Raw genomic sequence first — 13,682 nt, forward strand, 5'->3', positions numbered from 1 at the left:
TCTTCGACCGCCACCTGACGCAGGACCTACGGCGGCCCGGTCCCTCGAGTCGAGGACGTGCGGCGGTCCGGCTCCCGCGCGCGTCCCACCCGCCTGCCCCGGGCAGGCGGGCGGGACACCGCCCCGGACGGCAGCGGCGCACCGGCCACCGCGTCGTTCACCGTCACACCCCGCGTAACCTCGTCCTGTGTCGTCCGCCTCCCGTCTGCATCGCGTCGCCGTTCTCGTGCTCGAAGGTGCGAAGCCGCTCGACGTCGGCATTCCCGCGCAGGTCTTCACGACCCGCGCGAGCATGCCGTACGAGGTGCGGGTGTGCGGGGCGACACCCGGGCTGGTGACCGGCGGCGACGGTCTCGCGTACCACGTCGCCCACGGCCTGGACGCGCTGGAGTGGGCCGACATCGTCTTCGTCCCCGGCTACCGGCACCCCGACCGCGAGGACCCGCCGCGGGCCGTCGTCGACGCGCTGGTCGCCGCCCATGCCCGGGGAGCGCGACTCGCGGCGATCTCCACCGGCGCCTTCGCCCTCGCCGCCACGGGACTGCTCGACGGCCGACGCGCCACGACACACTGGCACTACACCCGCGCCCTCGTGGCCAAGCATCCGGACGTCCGCGTGGACGAGAACGTGCTGTTCGTGGACGAGGGCAGCGTGCTCACCTCGGCCGGCGCCGCCTCGGGCATCGACCTCTGCCTGCACATCCTGCGCGGCGACCTCGGAGTCGCCGCCTCCAACCACGCCGCCCGGCGGCTGGTCGCCGCCCCCTACCGCAGTGGTGGCCAGGCCCAGTACGTGCCGCGCAGCGTGCCCGAACCGCTCGGCGAGCGGTTCGCCGACACCCGCGAGTGGGCGCTGCACCGGCTGGGCGAGCCCCTCACGCTCGACGTCCTGGCGCGCCAGGCGGGCGTGTCGGCGCGCACCTTCTCCCGGCGCTTCGTCGAGGAGACCGGCTACACGCCGATGCAGTGGGTGATGCGCGCCCGCATCGACCTGGCCCGCGAGCTGCTGGAGCGATCGGAGCGCAGCGTCGAGCAGATCGCCGCCGACATCGGCCTCGGCACCGGCGCGAACCTGCGCCTGCACTTCCAGCGCATCCTCGGCACCACACCGAGCGAGTACCGGCGCACCTTCACCCGCGGCGCGTAGCCCTGCCCGCACCCCGCCCGCAGCCCTGCCCACGGCGCGTGGCGAGATCCTTTTGAACCATGGCGATACCGCCACTGTCCGCGGCGCCGCCCGCGAGCGAGCCTGGGGGCGAAGGGAAGGGACACCACTCATGACTCGCATCGCCATCAACGGATTCGGCCGCATCGGACGCAACGTGCTGCGCGCCCTGCTGGAGCGCGACAGCGCCCTGGAGGTCGTCGCCGTCAACGACCTCACGGAGCCCGCCGCCCTCGCCCGGCTGCTCGCCTACGACAGCACGGCCGGCCGGCTCGGGCGGCCGGTGACCGCCGACGGGGACCACCTCGTCGTCGACGGGCGCCGGATCAAGGTGCTGGCCGAGCGTGAGCCGGCGCAGCTGCCGTGGGCCGAACTCGGCGTGGACATCGTCCTGGAGGCCACCGGACGCTTCACCGCGGCCAAGGCCGCCCGCGCCCACCTCGACGCGGGCGCGAAGAAGGTGCTGGTCAGCGCGCCCTCGGACGGCGCCGACGTCACCCTCGCCTTCGGGGTCAACTCCGACACCTACGACCCCGACCTGCACACCATCGTCTCGAACGCCTCCTGCACGACCAACGCGCTCGCGCCGCTGGCCAAGGTGCTCGACGAACTCGCCGGTATCGAGCACGGGTTCATGACGACGGTGCACGCCTACACGCAGGAGCAGAACCTGCAGGACGGCCCGCACCGCGACCCCCGCCGTGCCCGGGCCGCCGGCGTGAACATCGTGCCGACCACGACCGGCGCCGCCAAGGCGATCGGCCTGGTGCTGCCCGGCCTCGACGGCAAGCTGTCGGGCGACTCGATCCGCGTGCCGGTGCCGGTCGGCTCGATCGTCGAGCTCAACACCACCGTCGCCCGGGACGTGTCGCGCGAGGACGTGCTGGAGGCGTACCGCAGGGCGGCGCAGGGTCCGCTCGCCGGCGTCCTCGAGTACTCGGAGGACCCGCTCGTGTCGACCGACATCGTGGGCAACCCGGCCTCGTCGATCTTCGACTCGGCGCTCACGCGCGTCGACGGCCGCCACGTCAAGGTCGTCGCCTGGTACGACAACGAGTGGGGCTTCTCCAACCGCGTGATCGACACGCTGGAGCTGCTGGCCACCCGCTGAGCCGGGACCGGGACGGGACGCTCTCCCCGGCGACCGTCCCGGCCCGCACCTTTCCCGCAGCGCTCCGGTCGGCCGGTCGCGTCGGCCGGGGCGCCCACGCGTGTGCCCGCTAGGTGGGCTCGCCCTCGGCCGGAGCGGCGGCGACGGTGGCGGGCCGTCGTACGGTCAGCCGGCTCACCTCGTACGACATCTCGGTCGTCGTCGGCTCCGGGGGCGGGTGGTAACGCCCGGCGCAGACCGACAGGTTGACGATGAGATAGGCGTGCCAGCTCTGCCCCACCCCCCGCCCGTCCGCGAAGACCTGTCCGCCGTTGAGCCACCATCGCACCGAGCGGGCGCCGAACTCGGTGCGCAGGTCCACCCACGCGCCCGGACGGACCGCCTCGTCACGGTGGTAACGGTTCGTGCCGCGCACGTGGTTGGTGAACTCGAGCAGGTCCGGGTTGTCCGGGTGGTACTCGAAGACGTCGATCTCCTGGTCGCCGTCGCGCCAGGTCCAGATGGCCGGCCAGGCCCCGATCTCCTCGGGCAGCCTGACCCGGGCTTCGAGCACGTCCCCGGCGCGGACGGTGAACCCCTCCGGACTCCCCTCGGTGGTCAGCAGCCCGGCGTTCCACCGCCCGTCGCGCCGCCGCCCGGCCCGGAAGACCCCCGAGCGGCTGTACGCGGCATCGGACACCAGGTGGTCCAGCTTGTCGTCGCGCGGATTGATCGGGCCCCCGTCCGGGTACGCCCACGAACGCCCGGCGACCCATTGCGTGGTGGAAGCGAAGTCGGCCGTGAAGACGACCGGAGCGGCGGCCGGACGAGCCGGTAAGGGTTCGGTCATGCCGAATGTCTCACCTCGTCCATGAGGTGCCATGCGCCGAACCCGCACCCGGCGGCCCCTTTGACCCTTTCGAGTGAGCGGCCCCGCGGAGCGCCGTCTCTTCTCCTCGTCCACGTACCCGGACGCCTGTGTGAATGCCGCTCTTCGTGTGGACGGTGCCGACCCTCTTGATGCCGCCGGGCGCCTCTGCTTCCCTTCGGTTAGGAAAGTTTCCTACTAGTCATGCGCCTGAACGGAGTTCACATGAGGGCCCCACACCTGTCGCTCCGCCGCGGAGTGGCGGCCGCCGCGCTCAGCGGCGTCCTGCTGCTCCTGCTCGGTCTCGTACCGACCGGTTCCGCGCACGCGACCGCCACTCCCCGTGCCGCTGCCGCCACCCCGGTCTCCGCCAACGGCCAGCTCAAGGTCTGCGGCACCAAGCTGTGCAACAGCCGCGGCAACCCCGTCCAGTTGCGGGGCATGAGCACCCACGGCACCCAGTGGTACCCGCACTGCCTGACCGGCGGCTCGCTCGACGCCCTGGCCAACGACTGGAAGGCCGACGTCCTGCGTGTCTCGACCTACGTCCAGGAGGGCGGCTACGAGACCGACCCCCGGCACTTCACCGACCTCGCGAACTCGCTCATCCGGCAGGCGACCGACCGCGGCATGTACGTGATCGTCGACTGGCACATGCTCACCCCGGGCGACCCCCACGCCAACCTCAGCCGGGCCCGGCAGTTCTTCACGGACATCGCCGACCGCAACAAGGACAAGAACAACATCCTCTACGAGATCGCCAACGAGCCCAGTGGGGTGAGCTGGTCGCGGATCAAGAGCTACGCGGAACAGATCATCCCGACGATCCGCGCCATCGACTCCGACGCGCCCGTCCTGGTCGGAACCCGCGCCTGGTCGTCGTTCGGCGTCTCCGAGTCGGGCAACGAGTCGGAGGTCGTGAACAACCCCGTCAAGGCCACCAACATCATGTACACGTTCCACTTCTACGCCTACTCGCACCGCGACGAGTACCTGGCGACCCTCTCCCGGGCCGCCGACAGACTGCCCGTGTTCGTCACCGAGTTCGGCACCCAGAACTACGCGGGCGAAGGCGCCGACGACTTCGCCATGTCCCAGCGCTACCTCGACCTCATGGCCACCAAGAAGATCAGCTGGGTCAACTGGAACTTCTCCGACGACCACCGCTCGGGAGCCGTCTTCAAGACCGGCACCTGCGACAGGTCCGGGCCGTGGACGGGTACCGCGTCGCTGAAGCCGGCCGGGGTCTGGATCCGTGAACGCCTCAGGACGCCGGACGACTTCCCCGTCGCGTGACGGCGCTCCGCGCCGACGGCCGGACCGAACCCGTGGAGGGGAGCGGCGCTTCCCGGGCCCCGGCGGGCTTCGTGCAACGGCCGAGCAACAACCCCCGGTCGCCGCGCTCCCCGTTCACACGCCCGGCGACCGGGCCGCGCCTGTCCCTCACGGCGCCCCCGGCGGTGTAGGGGCACGCCCGGGAACCGGTGCGGTCGGTGGGCCGGAAGGCGCAGCCGCGCCGTGCACCGGACGGCGTCAGCGCCCGACGCGTGCGCGGGTCACGACACGCACGGCCGCCCCTGCTTCCGGCTCGACTCGCCCATGTCGAACGCACCGCACACCAGCACCGCCTGCGGCCGCGTGCCCAGTTGACGCAGGATGACCAGCGTCTTGTCCACCGGGGGCGCGTTGACGTCCGGCGCGTAGGCGATGTAGCCGGTGGCCCCGTTGAACGGGGCCACGCCGCCCGCGAGGGTGATCAGCACCGAGCGGCGCTCGATCCGCTCGTCGCGCGACCGGGCCTGGTTCACCGCCTCCGACAGCACGTGGAAGGCGTCGTACGAGACCGCGGAGTGGCCGTCCTGCCGCCAGGGGTCGGCACCGGCCCCGTAGGTCCGCACGAAGGCGTCGTACCGCGACAGGAACTGCCGGGTCTCGGCGCTCAGGGAGGGGTGTCCGTCGGGCAGCCGGTGCGCCGAGTAGTACAGCCGCAGCCAGTCCTGCGTGGAGTAGGCGCCGGTCTGGGCCACGTTCGTCAGTTCGTTGCCGCCGAGGACCGTGACGGGCTGGTCCACGCAGGTGCCGCGCTTGTCCACCGCTCTGATGAAGGCCGTGAAGTCCTTGGCCCGGGCCGACCAGTACACGACGGACCGCGGCTCCTCGGCGAGGGCCTTGCACAACTGCTCGGCGAGCACGCTCGCACTGGTCAGAGTGGGGGCGCCGTCCGGTGGCTGCGGACCGAAGTCGCCCTCCTGGTTGAAGTCGAAGACGCGCGTGCTGCCGGGGAACGCCGACACGAAGCGGCCGGCGAGGCTGCGGCTGTAGAGGTCGGCCGAGTTCCTGATGACGACGGCGCGCCGGGCGGGGGAGCAGCTGTCGGGGTCGTCGCGCCGGGCCACGATGTCGGCGCCACCGGCGAAGTTCGCCGCGATGCGTGCCTCGCGCTCGTTGTCCGGGGTGAAGGGCCAGTAGCTCCTGGTCGCGTTCCCGTGCAGCATCTCGTTGGCGGTGGCCGTCGTGCCGACGGTCGGGATGCCCTCCCGGTCGAGTACCCGGAGGGCGGCGCGTGTCTCGTCCCGGCTCTGCGCGTACGCCAGGACGCCGACGATCTTCTCGTGGTCCTCGGTGTCCTTCTCCTCACGCACCTCCGCGACCAGCTTCCGGGCCTCCGTCACGGCGCCGCGGTACGCCTCACCGGTACTGCGCACCTCCACCCGCAACGGCACGGCGTGCTCGTCCGAGCCCGCGTCCTGGTTGAGCTGCTGCTGCCACATGGCGATGCCCCGCAGTTCCGGGATCGTCCCGTCGAAGCGCATGTCGTCCTCGGTGCGCGGCGGGCTGGAGACGAAGGCGACGACGGTGCGCACGTCCCGTCCCTTCGCGGCATAGGCCTCCGCGCGCCGGTTCTGGTCGGCGATGGCCCTGAGCGCACCGGCGTACCAGCCCCTCGCGTTCAGCGGAACGGGGCGCGAGCGCGCCCGGTCGGCGACGGAGGCCGTGCCGCCGACGCAGCTGCGGTCGCCGTCGTCCCGGACCCGGTCGACGGCGACACCCCCCGCCGTCAGGGCGAGGACGGCCGTGCCGGCCAGGAGCGCGGTGGTGGTGCGCCAGCTGGTGCGGAAGCGACGGTGCGGTTCGACCCGGGCGATGGGCAGCCCCGGACTGGTGAGGGACGCCTCGTCGAAGGTGAAGGCGACGGGGGCGCCGTCCTGCGAGCTCAGTGCGGTGGCGGCGTGGGAGAGGGTGGACTCGCGGGCACCGAGCTCGGCCATGAACGCCTCGTCCGGTCTGCCGACGGCGATGACGAGGGGCCCCGGCCGCGGGGCGGTGTCGCGCAGCTCGTGCAGGACGCGCAGGAAGCGCTCGGCGCGGCGGGCGCCGTCGGCGCCGGGCGGCGGGACCTCGATCAGGAGCACCGGTCGCGCCGTACGCCGTCGCCGTTTGGGCAGGTACCGGCCGGTCCTCGGTGTGGCCAGGTCCTCCAGCAGAGCCCTGAGCAGGAGCTTCTCCAACGTCTGCAGGGCCTGCTCCCGGCGCCGCTCGTCCGAGGCCATGCGCAGCCGCGGCGCCTGGGTGGCGGCGACGTGGGCCATCACCTGGTACAGGTCGCGGCGCCCGCCCGCCTCCCGCATTCCCCCGAGCCAGCGCCGCGTGACCTTCCGGGAGATCAGACGGGACCAGACCCAGCGGGGCAGATGGCAGGTGAACGACAGCCAGAAAACCCTCAGCAGCCAGCCCTTCACGTCCGCGCCGTCCGGCGCCACGTCGGTCGAGGCCGCCCTCGGCAAGCGCCCGAGCAGGCCTCTCCGCTCCGCCTGCTGCCGGTCGCAGGCGTGCCTGCGCAGCTCCTCGGCGTAGCCGCCGGCCGTCTGCTGGGGATGGTCACGGACGTACGTGACGAGGGACCGGACGACGGCGAAGTGCGGATACCTGTCCGGCGTCATGCGCCGCGGTGTGCCGTTCTCCAGCAAGTGCCCCGCCTGCTCGGTGAGCAGCACCGGCTCCTCCGCGGCCGGCACGAGTGCGTAGGGGACGAGCGGACCACGGTCGTCCAGGGGCCTGCGCAGCGCCCCCAGCACCCGCCTCACGCCCTCCTCGCCGGCGGGGCCGTCCGTGGCGACGCGGAAGACGAACAGCGGTGGCCGGGTGTCCAGGCGGGCCGGGTCGGCCGGTGTGATGGCGGTCGGATAGTCACTGACGAAGATCTCGGCCCGGCCGTTCACCGGGTCCGGGAAGAGCTCGTCGGATTCACCGCGAAACGACGTCATGCGGAAGGCCCCCGTTGCCAACGCTGCCTGCACTCTGCGGAGTGCAGAGGGTACGCCTCGAACACGCGCCGTCACAACGGGTGTTGACGCGCCATCAGGCACCGTCACGGGTGACGGGCGGTGCACCGGGACGGGCTCGACGAAGGCGCTGGGCGTGATCGTGACAGACGGTCCCGGTCCGGACGGAAAACCACGGCACACGCCTGCCGCGGTGGGCGGGCGCCGCGCGCGGCCGCCCATCGCACGAGCGTCGCACGCGTGTTTGACGCGGCGAATAGGGGTCATCCGCATGCCATGCCCGCCTCCCGGCGGGAGCAGCCCGCACAGGGCCACGCGCAGAGACGACGCGGACGACGAGGGGTGAGACGCGATGACCGTCGCGACACAGCAGGGTGGCGGGGGCGGTTCCAGCGGCCTCTACGACGTTCTGGAGCTCATTCTCGACCGTGGCCTGGTGATCGACGCGTTCGTGCGCGTCTCACTCGTGGGCATCGAGATTCTCAAGATCGACATACGCATCGTGGTGGCCAGCGTGGACACCTACCTCCGCTTCGCCGAGGCGTGCAACCGCCTCGACCTGGAAGCGGGGCCGCGCAAGCCGGCCGGGCTCAGTGAGCTGGCGGGCAAGGTCACCGAATCCGGTGCCCGCGGCAAGACCAAGGGCGCTCTGTCCGGCGCCGCGGAGACCATCGCCGACGCCTTCCAGCAGGCCCGGGACGAGGGCCGGGAACGTCAGGCGGGACGCGGTCGCTCGTAGAAGACGCGTTTCGCACCGCTGCCGGCAGGGAACCCGGGGCGTCCTGCGACTGGCCGAGGGCCCGGAAGCCTCGGATCCGGGACCCGCTCCCGCCGACCCTCAGGCTGGTTCGCGGGCGAGAGGGCCGCACTGCTCCCGCGACCGTGCAGGAGTGAGGTGCGGGCCGCCCTGAGGTGTTCCTTCGGACTGTGGAGTCCGTAGCCCCGGTGGCACGACAGGAAGCCGGCCGAGAAGGCCAGTGAAGGAACCGCTCATGAGCGCCGGTGACGCCTACGACGGCAACCGCATCCCCCAGCTGCTGCTGGAGGCCGACTCGCTGGAGGCCTTCCTCCAGGCACTGGCCGACACGGCCCTGAGACTGGCCCGCTGCGAGGGCACCGGCATCACCCTCGAACGTGGCGGGCGGCCCGTCACCGTGGTGAGCGCGGGGCCACCGGCGCCGAAACTGGACGAGAAGCAGTACGGCCAGGACGACGGCCCCTGCCTGCAGTCGCTGCGCAGGGGCGAGGAGATCCCCGTCCGCGACATGCGGGACGAGAGCCGCTGGGGCGACTATCCCGCGTACGCCGCCTCGCACGGCATCCTCTCGTCCCTGTCGCTGCCGATCGCGCCGCACACCCATACGGCCGGCGCCCTCAATCTCTATGCCGGGTCCCCGGCCGCCTTCGAGGGGACCGACCTCTCCGCGCTGCGCGACCTGGCGTCCCAGGCCACCGGTGGCATCGCCCTGGCCCAGCGCATCGCCGACGCGGAGGAGTTCGCCGAGCAGGCGCAGACCGCCATGCGATCCCGCGGGGTCATCGACCAGGCCATCGGTGTGGTCATCGGCCAGAACCGGTGCACCGCCGAGGAGGCGTTCACGATCCTGCGCTCGGCGTCGCAGCACCGCAACATCAAGATGCGCGACCTCTGCACCGAACTCATCACCAGCCTCGGCGGCCGGCCTCCCACGACGCCCGAACTGCGTCACCGCCCCTGACGCCACCTGACGGGCGAGCCGGCTGCTGGGAACCAGCCCCCTGCTGGGCACACCCGGCAGCGGGCACCCGATGGGGACGACGGCGACGGACGGGCGGCGCGCGAGCACGGTCCTTCCCTCACCCGCTCCCTCGACGGGGAGCTGTCCCGGCTGCGCAACGCCTCGCCGTCACCGCCCTGGGCGGCCACCTGCCTCCCGGCTACGGCGGGAACCCCCTGAGGACACCCGGCACACCGCGACCGCCTACCTCTGCCGGGTGCTGACCAGCGGTCCACGAAGGGGAACCCGGCGGCGCGGGGACGTACGGTCGACCGGCGCACGGGTGCCCGCCCGGCCACCCGCACGGCTCACGGTGCGCGGAACTGCTCCAGCAGCGCCACGTACCCACCGGAGCCGTGACCGGCGGCCACGGCTCGTTCGGCCAGCGCCCGCATCAACCGCGGCAGCTCCGCGTTGACCCCGGCCGACTCGCTCTCCTCGATCACGTGACCCATGGCCACCAGGTGGGTGCCGACCGTACCGTCGTCGGACGGGTACGCGCCCTCGTCGGCCTGGCGGGCGTAATCCGGCAGCCGGCCCGCCATCGTCCCGATCGCCGTGCGGGCGACGGGGAGGTAGGCCCCAGCGGACACACCGGCCTTCTCGAGGATGGCGACGCCGTTGAGGAAGCCGTCGAGCGTGCCCCACATGAGGAGGAGCGTGGCCATCTCGTAGGTGGCCGACAGGCCCGGGTCGTCGCCGAGGTGGAGGCCCGTGCCGAGACTGCTCAGGGCGGCCTCGTACTGGTCGTACAGCGGCCGCGGCCCGCTGTACGCGAGCACGGCCTCGGGTGTGCCGACGGCTTCGGGCACGGCCTGACCCCTCCGTCGAGGTAGCCGCCACCGCGGCGCCGCACCTCCTCGGCGAGTGCCCGGGCACGCGACGGCGTGCCCGTGGTCAGGTTCACCACGACCCGGCCGCGCAGCGGCCCGTCGAGGATCCCGGCGACGGCGTCGTAGTCCGACACGCAGACCACGACCAGCGGGGCTGCCGCGACGGCGGCGGCAGAGGACCCGGCGAGCGTCGCGCCCCGGGCCACGAGGGCGTCGGCCTTGACGGCCGTGCGGTTCCACACGGTCACCGGATGCCCGGCGCGCAGGAACGCCCCGGCGAGAGCGCCCCCCATCAGTCCGAGACCCAGGACGGCGACGGGTGTACTGGTCCGCATTCGAAGCTCCTTTGCCGGTCGGTGGCACAATCGTGAAGGCTCACACCGGTATGAAGGTCAAGGGGGGACTGCGCGTGCGCATAGGGGAGTTGAGCCGCAGGACGGGGGTGAACCCGCACCAGCTGCGGTACTACGAGGTCCAGGGTCTGCTGGTGCCGGACCGCGGCGGCAACGGCTATCGCGACTACGGCGAGGAAGCCGTGGTGACCGTCGCCCAGATCAGGAAGCTCCTCGACGCGGGGCTGTCGACCCGGGAGATCGGATACCTCCGGCCGTGCGTGTCCGGTGCGGCCCCCGACCTCACGCCCTGCCCGGAAACCCTGGATCTGCTGCAGGCGCGCATCACCGCCCTGGACGAGAAGATCGACACGCTGGCCCGGTCCCGGCAGACGCTGCGCGAGTACCTGACGGCCACGCGGGAGCGGCTGGCGCCCACGGTTCCCGCGCCACCGGCAGCCCTGACGGAGAACCGGAAGACACCGGGAGCATGAAAGTGCCCGACTCCTGTGTCGATGATCGAATAGTCGAGCCGACTTCGGGGTAGAACGGTCCACGGGTCTCTTCCCCCAGCGGAAGGACCCGTCACTCACCCGGCCGGTACTCCCGGCGAGATCGAAGGATTCTGTATGGCCAGCGGCACCGTGAAGTGGTTCAACTCCGAAAAGGGCTTCGGGTTCATCGCCCAGGACGGCGGCGGACCGGACGTCTTCGCTCACTACTCGAACATCGCGGGCAACGGGTACCGCGAGCTGGTCGAGGGCGAGCAGGTCACGTTCGACGTCACCCAGGGCCAGAAGGGCCCGCAGGCCGAGAACATCGTCCGCGGCTGACGTTCCGCCGGCCCCTGGAGCCGGGTTGCGGGGCGACACCGCGGACGCGGTGACACACCCGGCAGCCCACCGGCTCACGACTCAGAGGCCGCAGGTCTGAATCCCGCTACGCGCGCCTCAGGGGCCCGGCACCGCCGGGCCCCTGAGGTGTTTCTCCGGCCGATCCGGCCTCCTCGTGACGGGGGAAGGCCCGACACGGCTCGGGCGGCGCCCGCGCGGTGAGCGCGGACGCCGCCCGGGGCGACAGCAAGGGCGAGGAAAGCGAAGGAACTTGTGTCGGAAAGGAGTGAGAAGGAAGCCCCTTCATGGCCTCGCCGAAGGCAACGCTAGCACTCAGTCGGGGATCAGGTCGCGCAGGTTTTCCAGGGTGACGACCCGGGAACCCGCGGGCAGTCCCTCGGGGCGTTCGAGACCGATGTACGTCACGGGCTCGTCCGGGGCCGCCCCGCCGTCCCACAGCTCGGCGGCAGTGGTGCCGTGGGCCAGCAGGCCGGCCAGGTAGCGCACCGTCAGGTACTCGCGCTCGGCCAGGGCCCGCACCACCTTGGACACCGACACCTGGTTCTCCTCGACCCGGTTGGCCGACGAGATGCCCTTCAGATACAGGTGCAGCCACTTCGCGGACCACCGGCCGTCGTCCTGCCGCCGGAACACCAGCGGCAGAGCGACCCGGCCCGTCCCGCGCAGCTCCGACTTCATGCGCACCGTACGCGGCTCGAACGGCCGGCCCTTCTGCTCGCCGTCGCGCACCATGAAGCCGAAGAACGACTCCTCGGTCTCCTCGAAACCCTCGCCCGCGTAGATGTTGACCTGCGGCACGATGAAGGTGCTGCGCACCCGGTCCAGGGACAGGTCGATGAACTCCGACGCCCCGTCGGGCGCCTCGGTCACATCGCCCGAGTGCCGCCCGCCGACGGCCCGCAGCGACGTGTACGACAGCCAGGAATCGGTGCCGTAGTCGCTGCGGAGCAGCAGGGCCGACAGGTCGTAGTCGGTGCGCCGCCGGTCCTGCTTCCAGTACACGAAGAAGCGCAGGCGTTCGCCGTCGACCGCCGAGAGCGAACCGCGCGGCAGCACCCCGAGCCCGGCCGCGGACGCCCTGCCGCTGAGCGGGAGCGCCACGTCCAGGACGCCCGGGTCGAGCAGCAGCCGGCCCGTCGCGGGCAGCCTGCGGCGCATCTCGGCGTCCAGGGCGTTGAGCAGGCGATCGCGGTCGGCGGCGGGCACCGGCGGCCGCGCGTCCGGGACGACCCAGCCGCGGCCCCGGCGGTTGACGAAGATCCGGTGCTGTCCGCTCTCCCGCTCCCGGTTCTGGAAGTGCTCGCGCACCGACAGCACGACCCGGCCGGACACCTCGGGAGCGACCTCCACCGCGGCCGCCACCACCGCGTCCCGCTCCTCCTGGCGGACTGCTGCACGCAGCAGCAGGTCCAGGGCGCGGAACAGCCTGCCGGGCGCGGACTTCAGCAGGCGCACGGCGCCGAGCACGTCGGACGCGTGGAGCAGCTGCTCGACGCGGCTGTCGAACGACGGCGCCTCCTTCTCGCCCCGGGCCACGGCGAACACATCGGCCGCGTACGGCCACTGCGGGTACTCGTGCGGGTGCAGACGCTCCCCGAGCCGCTTGAACGGCTCACGGTGGGCGTGCACGTCGGCCAGCTTGGCGGGGTTCGCCTCGACCACGGCGTCCAGGCCCGCGAGCAGCTTCCGGCGCACCGGCCGTGGGAAGCCCTTGAAGCGGGTCGGCTCCTGCAGCGTGACGTCACCGCCGGAGAGGGCACACGCCAGCCGCAGCACATCGACGACCGTGTCGACCAGCGGGTCCGCACCCACGGCGAGACGGGCCGCGTTGACGACGGCGCGGCTCTCCCTGACCGGGATCGCCTCCGGCTGCGGTCCGAGCGCGCACGCCCCGGCGAGGACCCGGAGGTCGCCCAGGTGCTCCTCGCCCAGGGGTGTCGTACTGCCCGCCAGGGCCAGGTACAGCTCGGTGACTTCGTCGTCCAGGTCCCGTCCGAGGTGCAGGACGGTCACGCGGTCGCCCGCCGAGGCGATCAGCTCGTCCTGCGCCGCGAGCATCTCCTCGTAGGTGTGCCGGTAGCGGCCGTACGCGGGCAGGCTGAGCAGGTCCAGCACGCCCTGTGCCAGTTGCGTCAGGACGTTCTGGCGCGATGTGCCGTCGCCGAGCGCCTGGCCCACGCACCGCATCCAGAACTCCTCGGTGTCCGGCACGTTGGCCGGGAAGTCGATGAAGTACGAGTTGTGCCGGACGTGGTCGCCCACCATCTCCCGGACCGTGCGCAGTGTCCGCTTCGCGGTGTGCACGACCGCGGCCTCGGACAGCCCGGAGAGCCGTTCCAGCAGCTCCGCCGAGAGTTTGAAGCCGACGGACGCCAGCGTCGCGTCGAACTGCCGCGCAGCGGTGGTGCCTTGCCCGGCGGAGCCCTTGGGGGAGGGGATGCGGTGGGTGTGTCGGAGGACGAGTGATTCCAGACCGTGCGCCATCCGGGGATGATCGCAG

At 72.2% G+C, this 13,682-nt stretch carries 12 protein-coding genes; 7 read left to right on the forward strand and 5 right to left on the reverse strand.

What is annotated here, in order from left to right; genetic code table 11:
• Positions 1 to 187: 187 nt before the first annotated feature.
• Together Q5694_RS03495 and gap are read left to right on the forward strand one after the other, a co-directional pair.
• Positions 188 to 1,147 (forward strand): GlxA family transcriptional regulator, encoded by a 960-nt coding sequence (locus tag Q5694_RS03495; RefSeq protein WP_333930463.1) that lies wholly within the window; start codon positions 188 to 190, stop codon positions 1,145 to 1,147.
• Between the two features lie 130 nt (positions 1,148 to 1,277).
• Entirely contained in the window at positions 1,278 to 2,276 is a 999-nt protein-coding gene (gene gap, locus Q5694_RS03500) for a type I glyceraldehyde-3-phosphate dehydrogenase (RefSeq protein ID WP_333930464.1), read from the forward strand.
• A 109-nt stretch (positions 2,277 to 2,385) separates the two neighbouring features.
• Here the strand turns inward: gap and Q5694_RS03505 are convergent, their stop codons facing one another.
• The gene (locus Q5694_RS03505; protein WP_333930465.1) at positions 2,386 to 3,105 is read right to left on the reverse strand and encodes a beta-glucanase; all 720 of its coding nucleotides are present in this window, start codon (positions 3,103 to 3,105) and stop codon (positions 2,386 to 2,388) included.
• A gap of 243 nt (positions 3,106 to 3,348) precedes the next feature.
• Between Q5694_RS03505 and Q5694_RS03510 the strand changes: the two genes are divergently transcribed.
• Positions 3,349 to 4,419, forward strand: coding sequence for a glycoside hydrolase family 5 protein (locus Q5694_RS03510; RefSeq protein WP_333930466.1), 1,071 nt, complete (start codon positions 3,349 to 3,351; stop codon positions 4,417 to 4,419).
• 260 nt (positions 4,420 to 4,679) lie between these two features.
• Here Q5694_RS03510 and Q5694_RS03515 read toward each other — a convergent pair whose 3' ends face one another.
• Positions 4,680 to 7,388, reverse strand: coding sequence for an ABC transporter substrate-binding protein (locus tag Q5694_RS03515; protein WP_333930467.1), 2,709 nt, complete (start codon positions 7,386 to 7,388; stop codon positions 4,680 to 4,682).
• Between the two features lie 370 nt (positions 7,389 to 7,758).
• Here Q5694_RS03515 and Q5694_RS03520 point away from each other — a divergent pair, with 370 nt between their 5' ends.
• Both Q5694_RS03520 and Q5694_RS03525 read left to right on the forward strand, forming a co-directional pair.
• The gene (locus Q5694_RS03520; RefSeq protein ID WP_333930468.1) at positions 7,759 to 8,145 is read left to right on the forward strand and encodes a gas vesicle structural protein GvpA; all 387 of its coding nucleotides are present in this window, start codon (positions 7,759 to 7,761) and stop codon (positions 8,143 to 8,145) included.
• Between the two features lie 253 nt (positions 8,146 to 8,398).
• Positions 8,399 to 9,124, forward strand: coding sequence for a GAF and ANTAR domain-containing protein (locus Q5694_RS03525; RefSeq protein ID WP_333930469.1), 726 nt, complete (start codon positions 8,399 to 8,401; stop codon positions 9,122 to 9,124).
• Positions 9,125 to 9,471: 347 nt separating this feature from the next.
• Here Q5694_RS03525 and Q5694_RS03530 read toward each other — a convergent pair whose 3' ends face one another.
• Both Q5694_RS03530 and Q5694_RS03535 read right to left on the reverse strand, forming a co-directional pair.
• Positions 9,472 to 9,975 carry an imine reductase family protein gene (locus Q5694_RS03530; protein ID WP_333930470.1) on the reverse strand — a complete coding sequence of 168 codons (504 nt, stop codon included), beginning with the start codon at positions 9,973 to 9,975 and terminating at the stop codon, positions 9,472 to 9,474.
• On the reverse strand, positions 9,891 to 10,331 hold the full coding sequence (locus Q5694_RS03535) for an NAD(P)-binding domain-containing protein (protein ID WP_333930471.1): 441 nt from the start codon (positions 10,329 to 10,331) through the stop codon (positions 9,891 to 9,893). The genes Q5694_RS03530 and Q5694_RS03535 overlap by 85 nt, the downstream gene beginning before the upstream one ends.
• A 50-nt stretch (positions 10,332 to 10,381) precedes the next feature.
• Between Q5694_RS03535 and Q5694_RS03540 the strand changes: the two genes are divergently transcribed.
• Together Q5694_RS03540 and Q5694_RS03545 are read left to right on the forward strand one after the other, a co-directional pair.
• Positions 10,382 to 10,822, forward strand: coding sequence for a MerR family transcriptional regulator (locus tag Q5694_RS03540; RefSeq protein WP_443040803.1), 441 nt, complete (start codon positions 10,382 to 10,384; stop codon positions 10,820 to 10,822).
• Positions 10,823 to 10,957: 135 nt separating this feature from the next.
• Entirely contained in the window at positions 10,958 to 11,161 is a 204-nt protein-coding gene (locus Q5694_RS03545; protein WP_333930472.1) for a cold-shock protein, read from the forward strand.
• 333 nt (positions 11,162 to 11,494) lie between these two features.
• On the opposite strand, the gene Q5694_RS03550 is transcribed toward Q5694_RS03545, so the two are convergent.
• Positions 11,495 to 13,666 (reverse strand): TerD family protein, encoded by a 2,172-nt coding sequence (locus Q5694_RS03550; protein ID WP_333930473.1) that lies wholly within the window; start codon positions 13,664 to 13,666, stop codon positions 11,495 to 11,497.
• Positions 13,667 to 13,682: the final 16 nt, after the last annotated feature.

The sequence above is a fragment of the Streptomyces sp. AHA2 genome (assembly GCF_036857595.1).
Classification (GTDB): Bacteria; Actinomycetota; Actinomycetes; order Streptomycetales; family Streptomycetaceae; genus Streptomyces.